15 protein-coding genes and 1 pseudogene are annotated in these 17,249 nt (G+C 64.0%); 8 read left to right on the top strand and 8 right to left on the bottom strand.

What is annotated here, in order from left to right:
* Positions 1-3: 3 nt before the first annotated feature.
* From FG94_RS20810 to FG94_RS20785, 6 genes are all read left to right on the top strand, one after another.
* Entirely contained in the window at positions 4-1,395 is a 1,392-nt protein-coding gene (locus FG94_RS20810; RefSeq protein ID WP_036215707.1) for a multicopper oxidase family protein, read from the top strand.
* Positions 1,396-1,485: 90 nt separating this feature from the next.
* Positions 1,486-1,875 (top strand): DUF411 domain-containing protein, encoded by a 390-nt coding sequence (locus FG94_RS20805; protein WP_051996961.1) that lies wholly within the window; start codon positions 1,486-1,488, stop codon positions 1,873-1,875.
* Positions 1,876-1,899: 24 nt separating this feature from the next.
* Entirely contained in the window at positions 1,900-2,262 is a 363-nt protein-coding gene (locus FG94_RS20800; RefSeq protein WP_036215702.1) for a copper-binding protein, read from the top strand.
* 63 nt (positions 2,263-2,325) lie between these two features.
* Positions 2,326-2,691, top strand: coding sequence for a copper homeostasis periplasmic binding protein CopC (gene copC / locus FG94_RS20795; RefSeq protein ID WP_051996960.1), 366 nt, complete (start codon positions 2,326-2,328; stop codon positions 2,689-2,691).
* On the top strand, positions 2,692-3,633 hold the full coding sequence (locus FG94_RS20790) for a copper resistance D family protein (RefSeq protein WP_036215699.1): 942 nt from the start codon (positions 2,692-2,694) through the stop codon (positions 3,631-3,633).
* Positions 3,634-3,658: 25 nt separating this feature from the next.
* The gene (locus FG94_RS20785) at positions 3,659-4,102 is read left to right on the top strand and encodes a DUF4440 domain-containing protein (protein WP_036215696.1); all 444 of its coding nucleotides are present in this window, start codon (positions 3,659-3,661) and stop codon (positions 4,100-4,102) included.
* Between the two features lie 66 nt (positions 4,103-4,168).
* Here FG94_RS20785 and FG94_RS20780 read toward each other — a convergent pair whose 3' ends face one another.
* The 7 genes from FG94_RS20780 to FG94_RS20750 form a co-directional block, all read right to left on the bottom strand.
* Entirely contained in the window at positions 4,169-5,680 is a 1,512-nt protein-coding gene (locus tag FG94_RS20780; RefSeq protein WP_036215693.1) for a calcium-binding protein, read from the bottom strand.
* A 64-nt stretch (positions 5,681-5,744) separates the two neighbouring features.
* Positions 5,745-6,122 carry a four-helix bundle copper-binding protein gene (locus tag FG94_RS20775; RefSeq protein ID WP_036215455.1) on the bottom strand — a complete coding sequence of 126 codons (378 nt, stop codon included), beginning with the start codon at positions 6,120-6,122 and terminating at the stop codon, positions 5,745-5,747.
* Between the two features lie 97 nt (positions 6,123-6,219).
* Complete coding sequence (locus FG94_RS28345; protein WP_229446009.1) at positions 6,220-7,608, bottom strand: copper resistance protein B; 1,389 nt, start codon at positions 7,606-7,608, stop codon at positions 6,220-6,222.
* Complete coding sequence (locus tag FG94_RS20765) at positions 7,605-9,482, bottom strand: copper resistance system multicopper oxidase (RefSeq protein ID WP_051996958.1); 1,878 nt, start codon at positions 9,480-9,482, stop codon at positions 7,605-7,607. Before FG94_RS20765 ends, FG94_RS28345 begins: the two co-directional genes overlap by 4 nt.
* 783 nt (positions 9,483-10,265) lie before the next feature.
* Positions 10,266-12,068, bottom strand: a complete 1,803-nt coding sequence (locus tag FG94_RS20760; RefSeq protein WP_036215689.1) for a 2Fe-2S iron-sulfur cluster-binding protein — start codon at positions 12,066-12,068, stop codon at positions 10,266-10,268.
* On the bottom strand, positions 12,065-12,757 hold the full coding sequence (locus FG94_RS20755; protein WP_036215686.1) for a PepSY domain-containing protein: 693 nt from the start codon (positions 12,755-12,757) through the stop codon (positions 12,065-12,067). The genes FG94_RS20760 and FG94_RS20755 overlap by 4 nt, the downstream gene beginning before the upstream one ends.
* Positions 12,758-12,837: 80 nt before the next feature.
* On the bottom strand, positions 12,838-15,549 hold the full coding sequence (locus FG94_RS20750) for a TonB-dependent receptor (RefSeq protein WP_036215683.1): 2,712 nt from the start codon (positions 15,547-15,549) through the stop codon (positions 12,838-12,840).
* A gap of 594 nt (positions 15,550-16,143) precedes the next feature.
* Here FG94_RS20750 and FG94_RS20745 point away from each other — a divergent pair.
* The gene (locus tag FG94_RS20745) at positions 16,144-16,512 is read left to right on the top strand and encodes a hypothetical protein (protein ID WP_036215680.1); all 369 of its coding nucleotides are present in this window, start codon (positions 16,144-16,146) and stop codon (positions 16,510-16,512) included.
* 121 nt (positions 16,513-16,633) lie between these two features.
* On the opposite strand, the pseudogene FG94_RS26805 reads toward FG94_RS20745, so the two are convergent.
* Positions 16,634-16,897: pseudogene (locus FG94_RS26805) on the bottom strand (efflux RND transporter permease subunit); the annotation flags it as partial.
* Between the two features lie 168 nt (positions 16,898-17,065).
* On the opposite strand from FG94_RS26805, the gene FG94_RS20740 reads away from it, so the two are divergent.
* Positions 17,066-17,249, top strand: a 184-nt coding sequence (locus tag FG94_RS20740) for a transposase (RefSeq protein WP_036208424.1), incomplete at its 3' end; no start/stop codon positions are given.

Below are 17,249 nucleotides of genomic sequence, written 5' to 3'. Positions count from 1 at the left end.
GTAATGAGTTCTCGTCGAGATTTTTTCACTGGCGCCGCTGCACTGGTTGGCGCCGGCCTGGTGAGCCGCGCCGGCGCGGCCACCCTGCCCGAAGCGCCCATCATGACCAGCGCGGCCACCCAGCCGCCTCCGCCGCCACCCAACGGCCGCCCGTACAACCCGGTCGTCACCCTGAACGGCTGGTCGCTGCCCTGGCGCATGAACAACGGCGTCAAGGAGTTCCATCTGATCGCCGAACCCGTGGTGCGCGAAATCGCGCCGGGCATGAAGGCCAACCTGTGGGGCTATAACGGTCAGAGCCCGGGCCCGACCATCGAAGTGGTCGAGGGCGATCGTGTCCGCATCTTTGTGACCAACAAACTGCCGGAGCACACCAGCATCCACTGGCACGGCCAGCGCCTGCCCAACGGCATGGACGGCGTCACCGGCCTGAACCAGCCCGGCATCCAGCCGGGCAAGACCTTCGTGTATGAGTTCGTCGCCCGCCGCCCGGGCACCTTCATGTACCACCCGCACGCGGACGAGATGGTCCAGATGGCGATGGGCATGATGGGCTTCTGGGTCACGCATCCGAAGAATCCGGCCCACCACCGGGTCGACCGCGATTTCGTGTTCTTGCTGAACGCCTACGACATCGAGCCGGGGAGCTACACGCCGCGCGTGAACGAGATGCTGGACTTTAACCTCTGGACCTTCAACAGCCGCGCCTTCCCGGGCATCGACACGATGAACGTGCGCCAGAACGACCGCGTGCGCATCCGCGTGGGCAACCTGACGATGACCAACCACCCGATCCACCTGCACGGGCACGAGTTTGAAGTGACAGGCACCGACGGCGGCTGGACCCGTCCGGAGTCGCGCTGGCCGGAGGTCACGACCGACGTCGCCGTGGGCCAGATGCGCGCCATCGAGTTCATCGCAGACGAGCCGGGCGACTGGGCCTTCCACTGCCACAAGTCGCACCACACCATGAACGCCATGGGCCACGACGTCCCGACCCTGATCGGCGTGGATCACCGCGGCGTGGCCGAGAAAATCACCAAGCTGGTACCTGACTACATGGTCATGGGCGATAAAGGCGGTTCGATGGGCGACATGGAAATGCCGCTGCCGGACAACACGTTGCCGATGATGACGGGCCAGGGCCCGTTCGGCGGCGTCGAAATGGGCGGCATGTTCACCGTGCTGAAGGTGCGCAAGGACCAGAAGCCAGGCGACTACAAGGATCCGGGCTGGTACAAGCACCCGGCCGGGACGGTTGCCTACGAATGGAAGGGCGAGCCGCCAGCGGCGGTCCGCAACCAGAATGCGGGCGGCCAGTCCATGCCTGCCACGAAGCCTGCGGACGTCGAGGTAACCGTTCGTAAGCCGACTGGCCACCAGGGCCATCACTAACTAAAGTACGACCCAACCAGAGTACGAAAGGAGTGTCTCGTGAACCGATTGTTACGTCAGGCCGCACTCGCCGCTGCGTTGTGCACACCCATGTTTGCGATGGCGGCTGCCCCGGTCATCGAGGTCTTCAAGAGTGAATCCTGCGGCTGCTGCGCGGCCTGGGTGGATCACCTGAAGGCCAATGGTTTCGCGCCCAAGGTGTCGAACGTCGCCAACCCGTCGGACTACCGCGAACGAGGTGGCATCCCCAACGAGCTGGGCTCGTGCCACACCGCGATGGTGCAGGGCTATGCGATCGAAGGGCACGTGCCGGCGAGCGACATCAAGCGGCTGCTGGCCGAAAAGCCGAAGGCGAAGGGGTTGGCCGTCCCGGCCATGCCGCTCGGCTCCCCAGGTATGGAAGGACCGCGCAAGGACCCGTTCGACGTCTTGCTGGTGCAAGCCAATGGCAAGACCAAGGTTTTCAAACACTACAACTGAACCGACTCAAGGAAAGGAAACACCATGAACGCATTCTCGAAACTGACCCTGGCCATCGTGATGACCGCCGCAAGCTCCGTCGCATTCGCGCAGGACTCCCATGCAGGACACGGCTCGCACGGCGCACATGCCTCCCATGCTGGCCATGTGACGGCTGCTGCGGCAGAGCTGACTGATGGCGAAGTCAAGAAGATCGACAAAGAGGCCGGCAAGATCACCCTGCGCCATGGCGAAATCAAGAACCTCGACATGGCCGCGATGACCATGGTTCTGCGCGTCAAGGACGCAAGCATGCTCGATCTGGTCAAGGTGGGCGACAAGGTCAAGTTCGCAGCCGATCGGGTGAACGGTGCCGTGACCATCGTACAGATGCAGAAAGCGCAGTAAAGATAAGCTTGCCCTCACACACCTACCCGCGCGCCCAGCGCTCAGGACATTTAGGAGAAAGAAATGAACATGAAGAACCTCATGGTTGCGGCAGCCGCGGCCGTGGCGACGATCGCCGCTCCAGCTGCGCTGGCCCACGCCAAGCTGGAGGCTTCGTCCCCACAGGCCAACAGCGTCGTGAGCCCCGCACCGGCACAGGTGCGCCTGCAATTCAACGAGCCGCTGGAACTGCCCTTCAGCAAGGTCAAGCTGGTCGACGAAAAAGGGGCGGTCGTGGAGCCGTCGAAGATCGCTGCCGATCCCGCCGACGCAAAGGCCTTGATCGCCACGACGCCCGGACTGCACTCGGGTGCTTACCGAGTGCAGTGGACAACCGTCACCCGCGACGGGCACAAGGTCAAGGGCGAATTCTCGTTCCGGGTGAAGTAATTGGAGTCGGATCTCGCGTCCGCCCAACGCGCCGTCACCGCTTTTCTGAACCTGTCCGTGGCCATACTCGTTGGCGCGAGCGCCGCAACGCTCTGGCTACGCACCAGGACCTCCCCGTGGTCGCGCGCCATGCTGCCGCGTCTGCGTACGGCCCTGCTGGCGGGAACCGGGGCGGCGATGGTGGCCTATGCCGCCATTCTGTGGATCGAGGCGGCGTCGATGGCCGAAGTCCCGCTCGCCGAAGCATTGCCCGCAGTGCGGTCGCTCATCACGGCGACGCACTTCGGCCTCGCGTGGCTGATCGGTGCCGCCGCGCTCGTCGTGGCGGGGGCTGTCTCCGCTGCCGGGGCGCGCTTCCAGGCAACTGCAGCGATGTCCGCGCTCCGTATCGGGGCGATCGGCGTGCTGCTCTACAGCCGCAGCATGGTCAGCCACGCCGGTGCCGCCGGCGACTTCACCTGGGCCGTCGCGGTCGACTGGGTCCACCTTGTGTTGATCAGCATCTGGGTGGGCGAAGTGATCGTGGCGGGCCTGATCACCCTACGGGTCTTGCCTGATGCCGCATCCGGCAGCCGGGCCGACTGCGCCGCCTACGTCGACGCCCTGTCGCGCAGCGCGACCGTCGCCCTGGTGGGCATTTTCGTGACCGGTGCGATCAGCACCTGGCGCGTGCTGGAAACCCCTGCGAACCTGTTCGGCAATCCTTACGGCACGACCTTGCTCATCAAGATCGGGCTTGTCCTCTGTGCGGCGGCGCTTGGCGGGTTCAATCGCTTCGTCGTCATGCCTTCCCTACTGCGCTCCCTGCAACAGCAAGGGCAAGAGGCACGCGCTGCAAGCGGACGGTTTGCGCGCATCCTCCAGGTCGAGGCAATCGTCCTGGTGGCGGTGCTCATCGCAGCGGCCTTCCTGACCTCAACCTCGCCACCTATGGCATCCTGAACAATAGCTATACCAAGGAGCACACATGTTCAAGAACTCACTGGCAGCCACCATCCTCGCGACCGGCCTGCTCGGAATCCACGCGAGCAGCTTCGCTGCCTCCCCGAAGGAAACCCTTGCAGCTTTCCATGAAGCGCTTGTCAGCGGCGACAAGGCGAAGGCGCTCGCGCTGCTGTCTCCCGAGATTGCGATCTACGAAGCAGGCTATGTCGAGCGCTCGCGCGACGAATATGCGAGCCACCACCTCGGCGGCGACATGCAGTTCGCCAAGAGCTCGACCCGGAAAGTACTGAAGCAGACCGAGCGCATCGATGGCAACACCGCCATCGTCTGGGAAGAAACCGAAACGACCGGAACCTCGCGCGGCCAACCGGTTCACGTGTTCGGCACAGGCACGGCCGTCCTCGAGAAGAAGGGCGACGGCTGGTCGATCGTGCACGTGCACTGGTCTTCACGCAAGGCAAAGTGACATTTGGAAGGCGGGCGACTGCTGCCCGCCTTCCTGCCGGACCTTACCGGTCCGGCAGGCACCGCATCAGAAAATGTAATCGGATCCGAAGGTACTGATCCCTGCGATGAACGCCGGCTCTTCATTGAACATGAAGTCGGACTGCCGCAGGTCAATCTTGTAGACCCCCTGCAGCAGTACCGAACCGTCCGCTGAGCCATCGCCGTCGGTATCCCAGGCGATGAGCGCACCGGCGTCCAGGTCCCGTACCGATACCTGCTCCGGCAGGATGTCGATGAATGCGATGTGATCGAAGGCGCCCTGTGCCGCGCCCCTAGCTTCGAAGTCGAGTACGATATCGTGGCCGCTGTCGGGCATCACCATGAAGGCATCGGCGCCCGTACCGCCGCGGATGGTATCGTTGCCCATACCGCCCTCGATCATGTCGTGGCCGGCGCCGGCGTCGATCGTATCGTCGCCTTCCGCCCCCATCACCTCGTCTTCCCCGTCGCCGGCGGTCAGCCGATCGTTGCCCATGCCGCCGTCGAGCCTGTCGGAGCCCGCACCGCCGTCCAGCTGGTCGTTGCCGGCGTCTCCCTGGAGGACGTCGTTGCCGCCGTTACCGGACAGCCGGTCATCGCCGTCGCGCCCGAACAGCTGGTCCCAGCTTGCACCGCCATTGAACCCGTCGGCGTCTTCTGTGCCGACCTTGACGGTGTAGCGCTCGTCGCCGGTGAAGTCGAAGCTGACCGGAGTGTCGCGCCGGAGCATGGCGTCGGCGATACGGTCGAACGCGGGGTTCGCCCGGTCCGACCCGGTGATCGCGGGGCCTTCCTGGCTCATGGTCGGGCGTTCCGGCGCGGGCCCGTCCGCCGGGCGCGAGGCCGGAGGAAGCTCGGGAGAATCGGCGAACATGAAGTCGTCCTGCGACAGCTCGACCTTCGTCACCCGGTTCAGGAGCACCGAGCCGCCCTCCCAGCTGATCCTGACGCCGTCGGCCGTATCGGCGAAGGACAGGTCACCCCAGCGGAGGCCATTGATCGCCAGGTGGTCGAACATGCCTGGTCCGGCCGTGAAATCGCGGATCACGTCATTCCCGCTGTCGGGCGAAATCATAAAGGCGTCGGCACCGCGGCCGCCGATCAGGATGTCGTCGCCGGCTCCGCCGTTCAGGTCACCATGACCGTCGCCCTCGTCGAGGATATCGTTGCCCATGCCACCCATCAGCCCATCGGCATCCGCGCCGCCGAACAGCCGGTCGTCGCCCATCCCGCCCACCAGGCGGTCGCCGCCGTCGCCGCCGACCAGCAAGTCGGCGCCGGCATCGCCAAACAGGTTGTCCTGCCCCGCGGCGCCGCCCAGGGAATCGCTCCCGCCGAGACCCCACAAGTAGTCGCGCGCTTCGCTACCCAGGAATGCGTTGGCGGAACCGGTGCCGACACGGATCGCGTAATCATAGGGCGCCATGCCGGCGTCGAAGTCGAACGAAATGCCGTCGAACCGCGACTGCTGCGCCGCGACCCGCTCCAGCGCGCGCTCGCCCGCGTCCTGCAGGCGCGCATCCAATCTTTCCTTTGCTGCATTCATGTTAGTTGCCATAATCTGTTCTCCTGAAACTGGACTTGCTCGTTGCTAAAGGCCGGCGGACGCCGGCCCTGCCCGCTCAGTGGGACGCCGCATGGGCGCCGGAGGAGGTCCCGGCGCCGGAACCCGACTGGGCCATGCTGCGGCACTCCTGGGCACAGCGCCGGCAAGCCGCGGCGCAGTCCTGGCAATGCTGCGCCTGGTGCTGCGCACACTCGTCCGCACAGGCTTCACAAATGTCGGCGCATAGCTGGCACACCTGCATGGCGTGCTCGCTCGACCGGCTCATGAGTTGCGCGGCCAGGCGGCACATCGCCGCGCATTCATTGTCGAGCTCGATGCAACGGGCCATCATTTTCGGGTCCGGCTCCTGCAGGCAGGCTGCGGCGCAGGTGTCGCATGCTTGGGCGCAGTCGTAACAAGCCTGGATGCACGATTGAAACTGATTCTGGTTCATGATCTTTCTCCTTGAAGTTCATTGACAGGTCGCCCCTTCCAGGACATCGCGCGCCTGTGTGGTGCGTCGAATGGCGATCCTGATGCTCCGCGTGGGATCAGAACCAGAAGCGGACGCCGGCCACAGCCTGCACCTCGCTGCTATCTCCTCCACGCTGCCGCGTGATGTCCGCGGTCCTTCCGAACTGCCTGTTCCAGGTCACCCCGACATAGGGTGCGAACTGGCGCGTGATTTCATAGCGCAGGCGCAGGCCTGCATTGATGTCCGAGAGCCCGCTTCCGGTCCCGCGCTCCGGGTCGGCGCGGCTGTACAGGTTGGCGCCGATCTCGGGTTCGAGAATCAGGCGCGGTGTGAACAGGACCTCGTACTTGGCGTTGAGCCGCGCGGCAAGGCCGCTTCCCGGGCGCCAGTAGGCTGTGGCTTCGGTCTCGAACCAGTACGGCGCCAGGCCCTGCACGCCGAAGGCGAGCCAGTCCCGGCTCTTGCCCTCGCCGCTGTCGTGCCGGATGCCGAGCTGGGTACTCCAGAAGGTCGCGAATGCCCTGTCCCACAGCAGCTCGGTGCGCGCCGCTTCCAGCGTCCCGCCCCGCCGTTCTCCCTCGACCTTGACCCAGGCCTTGTTATAGTCGTTGCCGTACCAGGCCTCGAGCTCGACATTCTGTCCGCGCTCGCCATCGCCCTTGGCTGCCTCGGCCTTGTCCACCAGGACTTTCCAGAAGGGCGCGTTATCGTTCATCTCGTGGTTGCCAAGATGCGCAAACTGTGTGCCTTCGTTATAGGCGCTGGGGTCGCGCGCATCGGCCGGCGGCGGTCCACCCTGCATCCGGCCCATCTGCATGTCGTGCCCGCCGCTGGCCTGGCCCGTTTGCGCCCTTCCCGCGTGGGTGCGCATGGCCGGCGCTGCACCTGCGGCCGGGTGGCCCATCGCCGCATGATCCATGACGGGCGCCTGCGCCGTTCCGGCCTGCCCCTGCTGGTGAGCAGGTTGCGGCTGTACAGGCATGGCATGGCCTGCATGAGCGCCTTGTGCGGGCGTGCTTTCGGCAGGAGCGGGACTGCCGTGTCCCATCGCTGCGTGGTCGACTGGTTGTGTCTGCCCGGATGCCGCTGGTGCTTGCGTTGCCGCTGGCTGTGCAGGCATGGTGTGTCCGGAATGGCCACTGTGCTGCTCCTGGGGCTGGTCTTTCTGCCCGGACTGGACGGATTGCTTCTTGCCCGGCTTGTCAGAGCGCTTCGCCGTGGCCTGTTTCGTATGGGCACCCGACTGTGGGTGGGCTGGCGTTTCCTGCGCAGTGGTGCTGTTTGTGGACGCGGGGCTACCATGTCCCATTGCGGCATGATCGACTGCAGACTGCTCGCGCGTGGGCGCCGCCCGCGACTGGTTGCTTCCTGCCGAGGCCGGATCCGTTTGCGCCCAGGCGTTTTTCGACAGCAGCAAGGCGAGTGCCAATGTGTAGGGAATCGGCCGCTTGAACTGGTTTTTCATGATACGACGACCTCCCTGAACATACCGGCTTCCATGTGATAGATGAGATGACAGTGGAACGCCCAATGCCCGAGCGCGTCGGCGGTCACGCGGAAACTGACGCGCTGAGCTGGTTGCACGTTGATGGTGTGTTTGCGGACCTGGAACTGGCCCGATTCCGACTCGAGCTCGCTCCACATGCCATGCAGGTGGATCGGGTGATTCATCATCGTGTCGTTCACCAGGACGACCCGCAGGCGTTCGCCATGCCGGAAGTGGATGGGCAGGGACTCCGAGAACTTCTGGCCGTCGAACGACCACATGAAGCGCTCCATGTTCCCGGTCAGGTGCAGCTCGATCTCGCGGGCCGGTTCGCGCGGGTCGACGGGCCCGCCGATGGTACGCAGGTCGGCATAGGTCAGCACCCTGCGGCCGTTGTCGCGCAGGTTCACGCCGGGGTCGTCCAGGTTCGTCCTGGGCATGTCGACGCGCATGTCGACGCCAGGACCGTATTCGGTGCGCGCGTGGGTCACCTTGGGCGGCTGCCTGGGGCCGGCTGCCGGGGACGCCATCTGCGCATGGCCTGCGTGCGGGCCTTGCACCGGCATTGTCTGCTGTGTCTCGCCGTGGGGCATCGAATGCATGTTGTGCGCTGCCGCTGCCGCTGCCGCAGCTGGCGCCGCTGCCAGGCCGTGGTTCATGCCCGGCATGGCTGCTCCGTGCGCACCATGCACGCCTCCCGTGGCCATGGCGCCCATCATGTCGACCATCGTGAGCCACTGCGCTTCATCGATGTCGGGCACCGGGGCCTGCATGCCGGGACGCGGGGCGAGCGTCGCGCGTACCGATCCCGACCGCCCGATCGATTGGGCGAAGAGCGTGTAGGCCCGGTCTTCGACCGGTTCGACAATTACGTCGTAGGTTTCGGCAACCGATATGCGGAATTCGTCGACCGCAACCGGTTCCACATCCTGTCCGTCCGCGGAAATCACCGTCATCTTCAATCCGGGAATGCGGACGTCGAAGATCGTGGTGGCGGCCCCATTGATGAACCGAAGCCGCACTTTCTCGCCGGGCCGGAAAATCCCCGTCCAGTTCTTCTCCGCGGTCGCCCCGTTGATCAGATAGCGCAGCGCGCCGCTGATGTTCCTGCTAGCCGTCACATCGCTGAAGTCGGTCGGCATCATGCGCATCTGGTTCCACATCTTGCGCTTGTCGACTGCGGCCGCGAATCCCATGCGCCGGATGTCCTGTACGAACTCGCCGAAGGTCGGCTGCTTGTTGTTGAAGAAGTCACTCATCTTCTTCAGGTTGGCCATCACACGTTCAGGCTTCTCATCGGTCCAGTCCGAGAGCATGACGACGTAGTCCCGGTCAGCGCGGACCCGCTCCCCCCCTTTCGGGAGAATGACGATCGGACCGTACAGCCCGGTTTGCTCCTGGAATCCCGAATGGCTGTGATACCAGTAGGTTCCCGTCTGCTTCACCTCGAACCGGTAGGTAAAGGTCTGGCCTGGGGCGATACCGGAGAAACTCAGGCCCGGTACACCGTCCATGTCAGCGGGCAGCAGGATGCCGTGCCAGTGGATCGAGCTGACCGTCGGCAGGCGGTTAGTGACACGGATCGTCACCGTGTCGCCTTCGTTCCAGTACAGCGTCGGTGCCGGCACCTGGCCATTGACCGCGGTGGCGATCCGGTCGGCGCCGGTGTAGTTGACGGGCGTGGGCCCGATAATCAGGTCGAACTCGGTTCCCCGCAATGCGCCTCGGTCGCTTTGCTGCGCGAACAACAGGCGCGGGCTCAGCCCGGCGAGCCCGGCCGCTGCGCCGAGTCCCTTCAGAAAACGGCGGCGCCAACTGCTCTGGCAATTGGTATCCAGTTCCAACACATTCATATCAGTCTCCAATGAGGAAATAAACACCTGCTTTCGACGCGCGAGCAGGATGCGCCGGTCCGCGCATCGAATGTCCGCATCAAAGATTTCCGGAAATGCGCGAAATGGAAGGCGTGAGGCCTACGGCAGGAAAGGGGGAGCCGAGCGAACATCACGCCACACAGGCGCGCTGCTCCATGTCACGACAAAAGTAACAGTGCGGCTCTAGGAGGTCGATCGAGTCGGGCCGGAACCGGCCCGGTGAAGGAAGGGGAAGACTGGGGGTGTACGATCTGCGCAGGAGCCTGCGCGGCTGCTACGGTTACCACGGGCGGAGGGGCATAGCTGCCGATACAGCATCCGGAGCATTTTCCGCAGCTCGAACACTTGTGGCTTCCCATGCTTTCGCAGTCGTCGTCGGACATCGTGCTGCTGGCAGAAGCCATCGACATATCGTCCTGCATACCGCTGTCCGCCATTGCTGCCTGCATGTCATGCGCAGGGTGCATGACCGGCTCGGTGCTAGCACCAGCGCGCGAAGCGTTCGCCATGGCGCACTGAAACATCGTGACCCCGGCGATACTTTGTATCGGCAGAGAGACGAACAGGAGACACAATAAGAATGTCCGTAGCCTATAACGCATGCGGCGAATCTAGCATATCCGACACGTGCGGCGCACACGTTTCGCCGGGGCAGCAGACCGAGGGGCGCCGAGTGTCTTATCACTCGGCAACCCAACCAGACCAGGCCTTGCTGTCCCGGCCTGGCTGGTCTTCTGTCAGCACAGATGGCCAAGTCGGGCGTCAGACCTTGAAATCGTCGAACGCGACCTGCGCATCGTGCACTCCCATCTCGCGCAGCATCCTGCGTGTAGCGTCCAGCATCGCTGGCGGACCGCAAACGTAGAAGTCGAGCGAAGCGATGTCGCCGCGACCGCGCAGCAGGCCGTCGCGGACCGCCTCGTGCACGAGGCGCACCGGTTCGCCTCCTTCGCCTGGCGCCTCCGAAAGCACCAGGTGCCACCGGAAGTTCAGGTGCTCCCGGGCGAACGCTTCCATCTCCCCGACATAGGGCGCATCGCGCAGGCTGCGCGCGCCGTACCAGAAATGCAGCGGCTCGCCGGCGCCCTTCGAGAGGAGTTCATGGATCATGGCGCGCAAAGGCGCCATGCCCGCCCCGCCGCCGATGAACACCTTCTCGCGGCTGCCGGGCTTGAGCGCGAAGTCGCCGAACGGGCCGCTGAAGCGGACCTCGTCGCCTTCCCTGAGCGTGTACATGTAGCCGCATCCCCGGCCTGGCCTATCCCCCGGCATGAAACGCACGAGGAAGGACAGCTGGCCATCCACCTGCTCGACCGGAACGGAGATCGAATAGCAGCGGCGCACCGGCGCATCGTTCACCAGTTGCGCCAAGCCACCCACGGCGCGCCAGTCCTCGCGGTGATGCTCCGGAACGTCGATGTGACTGGCCTCGCGCGCATAGGCCGGCACGTGCACCTGCACGTAGGCGCCGGGCCGGCAGTCGATCGGACGCTGCGGCCGCAGCGTGATCTCGCGCAGGAACGGGGTCAGCGCCTTGATCCCGGTGACCGTGGCGGCGTACTCTTCCTCCAGCGCGGCGGTGTCGGCTACCTCGATGTCGAGGCTGCGCTTCACCGGAAGGTTGCACGCGAGCCGGTAACCCGCCGCGAGCTTCTGCGGCGACAGCAAGGCCCGGTCGGCAGCCGTGGGCTCGGGCGCCTGGCCGATGCAGCGGACTTCGCAGAGGCCGCAGCTTTGACCGCCCCCGCAGTTCGACGGCAGCTGCAGGCCCGAACGCGCAAGTGCGCGGAACACGGTGTCGCCTTCGGCCGCATCGATCGAACGCGCCACTTGCCCGGCGCCGCCGAGCAGGTTCACGCGGCGCTGCCTGCGCCAGCGCGCCGGCACGAACTCGGCCAGGCGAACGCTGGTGCACAGGAGCCACACGCCGCTCAAGGCCATCCACAGGCCGCCGATCGCACTCGACACCAGCAGCGGGTTGTTGAAATTGATGCGCTCACTGTAGTCCATGATGTGGAGCATCCAGAAGATGTCGAACAGCCGCCAGGTGCTGTTGCGGTGCTCGAGCACGTTACCGGAAACGCTGGAGACATAGACCGTCGTGTCGTCCGCATCGGCGAAGTCGACGCGCCATACGGGTTCCTTGTGTGCCCGCGCCTCCAGCGAATAGTTCAGCAGGCGAGGCATTGCCGGCTTCCCGCTGCCGGAATACGAAGCGCTCGCGATCGCCTGTGCGAGCGGCGCGTCGACCGACACGGTGCGGCCGTCGGTCGCGCTGACCAGCCAGCTGCGCTTGTCGTTCTGGAGCCGGTACACCGGCCGCTCGAGCAGCCAGCCGGAAGTGATCGCCATGACCTTGTCAGTGCTCGCGGCCAGTACCGCTTCCGGGGCCAGTACATTCGCGGGCCAGGCGGCAGGCGCCGGCGGCTTGATGCGGAACTCGCGTCCCTGCACCTTGTTCGCATCGAGCAGGCTCATCATCACGCCACTCGACATCCATAGCAGGAACTGGATCCCGATGATCAGTCCAACCCACTTGTGCAGCTTTCTCATCCAGTGGCTCATGCTTCCTTCCTCCTCTGGAAGCTGTAAAAGAGCAGCCACACGCCGCTCAAGGCGAATGCCAGGCCGCTGATCGACGCGACCCGCAGCAGGGTATTGTTGACGTTTTCGCGCTCTTCATAATCCATGATGTGGAACATCCACACGAAGTCGAACCATCGCCACAGTTCATGACGCCGTGCGACCAGGTCGCCCGAATACGGCGAGTAGTACAGCGTGCTCTTGCCTGGCTCGTCATAGTGCACGGCCCACAGCGGCACCGGCCGCGCGCCGACCTCCTGCGGAGCCTTGGTGACCCACTCGATGCCGCGAATGCTGCCCTCCCCCACGTAGGCGGCGTCGGCCAGCGCTGCGATGCTGTCCCGGTCGAGTGGACTGATGGTCTTGCCGCTCGCCGCATCGATCAGGCTCGTCGTCTTGCCCTGCTTGATTTCGTAGACCTCCTTGCCGAGCAGGCGCTTCATACGGACCGACGTGATGCCCGGATGGTCCGCATGGAGCTGTGCCTGCGTGATGCGAGGGCTGGACGGCTCGAGCTGTTCGGTCGGCACGTGCGCCAGGTGGTCGCCATGGATCACATCGATCGGTACCACGACCATGTACAGGCCGCTGATCATCCATAACAGGGCCTGCACCCCGATGACCAGTCCGATCCATTTATGGGCGCGGCGCACCCAGAAAGCTGATTGCATAGTATTGACAGTGAAGTGAGTAACCCGGCCCGCGCGACGGGCCGGGATCGGAACGACCGGCTTTATATCACGGCCGGCGGTCAGAACTTGTAGCCGAGGCGAACATGCCAGCGGCGTCCAAGCAGGTCGTAGGTCATCGTGTCGGTATTCCCGTCGGTCCAGCTCTGGATATACGGCGGACGTTTGTCGAACAGGTTGTCGACGCCAAACGAGAGCGCCATCGCCTTGCTGAAGGCGTATTTGACGCTGGCGTTGTGATAGAGGACGCTCGGCGCACGGGCGCCGATGTCTTCCGGCGCGGCATTGATATCGTCAGCCTTTCCGATGTGCTGGACCGTGTAGGACCCCGACCACGGCCCCCTCGCCATGGTCAGCGACGCGGTCGAACGCCATTTCGCGTAGCTGCCGCGGCCACCGGTGATCTTGCCCGCGTATTCGATCACGTCGCCACCAGGGAACGGCGCGACGTCGAAGCGGTTCAGGCGCGAAACATCAGCCTGCAGCGACGAGGTCCAGCCGAACAGCGAGAAGTCATACAACGCGCCGAAGTCGATGCCCGACACCCGCTGCTGAGCCGCGTTGGCCGGCTGGGATGACAGGAAATTGATCTCGCCGGTACGGGGATCGCGGGTGAAGCTGGACGGGTGGCAGAAGATGTGGCTCAGCCCCGGCGAGTTGTAGCACACCGACAGCTTCGTCGACCCAGGCACGGTTTCGATCGCATTGTCGATTTCGATGTTGAAGTAGTCCAGCGTCAGGGTCAGCGATTTCACTGGTGTCCATACCGCGCCCACCGTGAAGGTGTCGGCTTCTTCCGGTTCCAGATTCGGGTTACCCCCGCCGGTGGTCAGGATCGACGGACCGAATTGTCGGAAGCCCACGGGCACGCCGGATGCCTGGCAGTTCTTGTAGACCGCCGAATTCGGGTCCATGGTATTCCAGTTGTTGCATGGGTCGGTCGTCGTCAGATTACCTTCGGACACGCCACCGAACAGTTCGGGAACGTTGGGAACGCGGAACGCGGTCGAGCGGTTCGCACGCATCTTCAGCGACGGGATGACCTGCCAGTCCAGACCGAGCTTGTAGGTGCCCTGGGAGCCGAACAGGCTGTAATCGGAGTAGCGCGCAGCGGCATTCAGGTTCAGCGACTGCACCATCGGCAGCTTCGCCAGCAGCGGAACGGACAGCTCGGCGAAGATCTCGCGTGCGCTGTACTCGCCGGCGATCGGATCCATAGCGGGCGTGTTGGCGGCGCCCGAGACGATCAGGCTGTCGGGATCGCGCCAGCCCTGCTCGCGGCGGTACTCGAAGCCGGAGGCGAAACCGACCGGGCCGGCCGGCAGCGAGAACAGCTCGCCGCTGACGCTGGCATTGAAGCTCTTCTGGTCATTGCCGCCGTGGTCGCGCGTGGTGAAGTGGATGTAATCGAGGACAGCCGGGCTGAGGTTTCCATAGCCGAGGTAGTTACCGCAAGGTGCGGCCGTCGGGCTTTTGCCGCAGGTGGCGGCATTCAGGGTCGCGTCGACGCGGTCGAGGTTGATAATGTTGGTCATCCCGTCGATACCGGTGTTGCGGCCCCAGTTCAGCGATGCCGACCAGTCCCAGGTATCGGCCAGCCTGCCCTTGATTCCAGCGACGACGCGGAAAGTGTTCGTCTCCTGGAAGAAGTAGCGCGGTCCGACCTCTGCAACGCGACGGCGTTCCAGCGTCAGGTCCTGGCCGGTTGGATTGGTCGGGTGGCTCGCTGCGATATTGATCGGGCGATACACGCCGATGGCGCCCGGCGTTGCCAGCTGTTCGGACTTCCGGTTCGTGAACATCAGCTCGGTGAACAGGTCCACCTGGTCGTTCAGGCGGAGGTTGCCAAAGGCGCTGACACCGATCCGCTTGATCGGGTTGACCGCGTTGAGGAAGGGGTTGCTGTTGTAGGCGTGCTTGGCTGCGCTGTAGGTTTCGAAGCCACGCGGATTTCCACCTGGCGTCTGGTTGAAGTTGACCCGCCGGCCGTCCGCCAGGCGGGCACGGCCGCCAATCGTCGACGAGCTGCCCGAACAGACCAGTTCTCCATCCTCCTCGAACAACGAGCATGGCGCACGCGACGCCAGGTTGACCGGTCCGCTTTCGGAATAGTTCAGGGAAGAGACGAGCGATCCACGCTCGCCGCGCATGCCCCACACCAGGTCCACGGACTTCTCGTCGCCGTCGCCGCGATCGGTCTTGCCGTAACGGACCGCAGCATCCACGCCGTCGAAGGCCTTCTTGGTGATGATGTTCACCACGCCGGCGACGGCATCAGCGCCGTAGATCGCCGAGGCGCCGTCCTTCAGCACTTCGATGCGTTCGATCATCGCGACCGGGATCATGTTCAGGTCGACCGAGCTGTTCGCGCCCGTCCCGCCCGAGACGACGCGCCGTCCGTTCAGCAGGACCAGGGTGCGGTCGATGCCCAGGCCACGCAGGTTCACCTGCGTGGTCCCGTAGCCGTTGCTGGTCCAGTAGGCGCTCGACTGGTTGCCCGCGGTGCCGGCCGACGACGGCAGGCGCTGCAGCAGGGTTTCGACCGAGATCGCCCCCGAGCGCTGGATGGTCTCGGCGTCGATCACCGTCACCGGTCCCACGCCCGAAATCTGTTCCTGGCGCAGGTTGATCCGGCTGCCCGTGATCTGGACACGTTCCATCCCGGGACCCGAGGCGGGGTCGCCAGTAGTCGCAGGTTGCTGCGCGTGCGCGCCCTGCTGCACCATCATCAGTGCGAGCGCGGCAGTGGTTGCTGGGATGTACTTGTAAGCCATTTACCCTCCGGGTTTTGTTTTTGTGAAGACTCAGGATCAGCCGTGGCGCGAGGCGCACGGCAACAGACGAAACGACACAGGAAGCAAGTTGTCTATACAGCCAAGCTCTTTTTTTAATTTATTCGCAAATTCAAGTGCGCGCAACAAAAAGCTATTTCCGAGCCAGTAAGCCACATAAAAAATTGTGGAACCGATTTAAACCGATGGTTGTTTGAACTTCGAGACTTACGGGAAGACGAGAAAAGCTCCGCCCATGTGCGCGGCGCTACCGCTCACGCAGCTCGTTTTGATTCCATGACATCCATCCGGATTGCCTTTCAGCCCAGCAAGCTGTCGGACCGCAGACGAGCGAAGATCATCGTCGGACCAAGGCGATTGCACATGGTATGGCGTCGGCCGCCGGAAACGGAACGTCGGACTGTCGGCCTTGGTCGTCACGGATACACGACCAAGCGGAGCGCTTTGCCACGCAAAGCGGACCAGCCAAAGACAGGATTATTCGCACGCGTCCGTCTCGACGCATGTCGATCAGGCAGCTCGAGGGGGACGTTCTATGCGAGCAGGAATATGCCCGGGGAAGAAAGAGAGTGAAAGTTGCTGGATGCTGCTTACCGCTTCTTCGACAGCAGTGCCGGTAACGACAGGGGGTGGCGCAGACGCACCAAGGCAGCAACCCGCGCAGGTTCCACAACCGGCGCGCTGGTGATCGCTGTCGCAGTTTTCGTCGGATTGGCTGACGTCCTGCATGTCGGCGGCATCGTGCTCGTGCGATTCTTCATGCGTGGCTTCGTGCATCATCTCCGCCATCGGCATATCGTCCGCCTGGACACTGCTTTCGTCCAGGGGATGATGGCTCATGCCGCATTCGAATCTCGCCACTCCCGCGATGCTTTGCATGGGCAGGGAGACGATGAGCAGGCACAAGAAAAAAGCCGTAACCTATTCCGCATATGGTCAATGTAGCATGACACAGCCCGGATCGGCACTAATTTTGTTGCACATGCAACATAAAATTGTGGGCCCGTTCTGGTTGCACGATGATGGTGCGTCTGTTCCGTTACCTGCCCCCCTTAAGGCAGCTTTTTCATGCTTCCGGCCGCACATCGCGCTGGCGAAGCAGTAGGTACACCGCCGGAACAACAAACATTGACAGCAGGGGCGCGGTGATCATTCCACCCACCATCGGCGCGGCAATATGCTGCAGGATTTCCGACCCAGTGCCGGAAGTGGCCAGGATCGGGACAGCCCGGCAATGATGAGCGCGACCGTCATGGCCTTGGGCCGCACCCGCAGCACTGCTCCCTCCCTGATTGATCGCATCGAGCAGGTCGGCCTCGGTGCGCAGGCCGGCCCCGCAGCGGTCGTTCCAGCTCGTTGTCGGCCGCGCCAGGCTGGCACCTCTTCGCACTTGCCGCCGGGCGGACTTTTGCAGCCCTTATATGGCCGTACTGAAGGGCTTTGTTGCGCAAATCAGGCTCGACCAGCGTAGCACCCGCAGGTCTGGTAGCCTGAGCGGATGAAACCAGCTCCACAGAAGTACCGCACGACCAATTGGAAGACGTACAACGAAGCCCTCAAGTCACGCGGTTCGCTGCTGATCTGGCTTGATCCGAAGATGAACTGGCACGGCCAGCCGAGCGGCAAGCGCGGGCGCAGCCAGACGTTCAGCGACGAGGCGATCCAGTTCTGCCTGAGCATCA

Source organism: Massilia sp. LC238 (genome assembly GCF_000735635.1).
In the GTDB taxonomy this organism is placed as follows: Bacteria; Pseudomonadota; Gammaproteobacteria; order Burkholderiales; family Burkholderiaceae_D; genus Telluria; species Telluria varians.
This window is presented reverse-complemented; position numbering and strand designations above follow the sequence as displayed.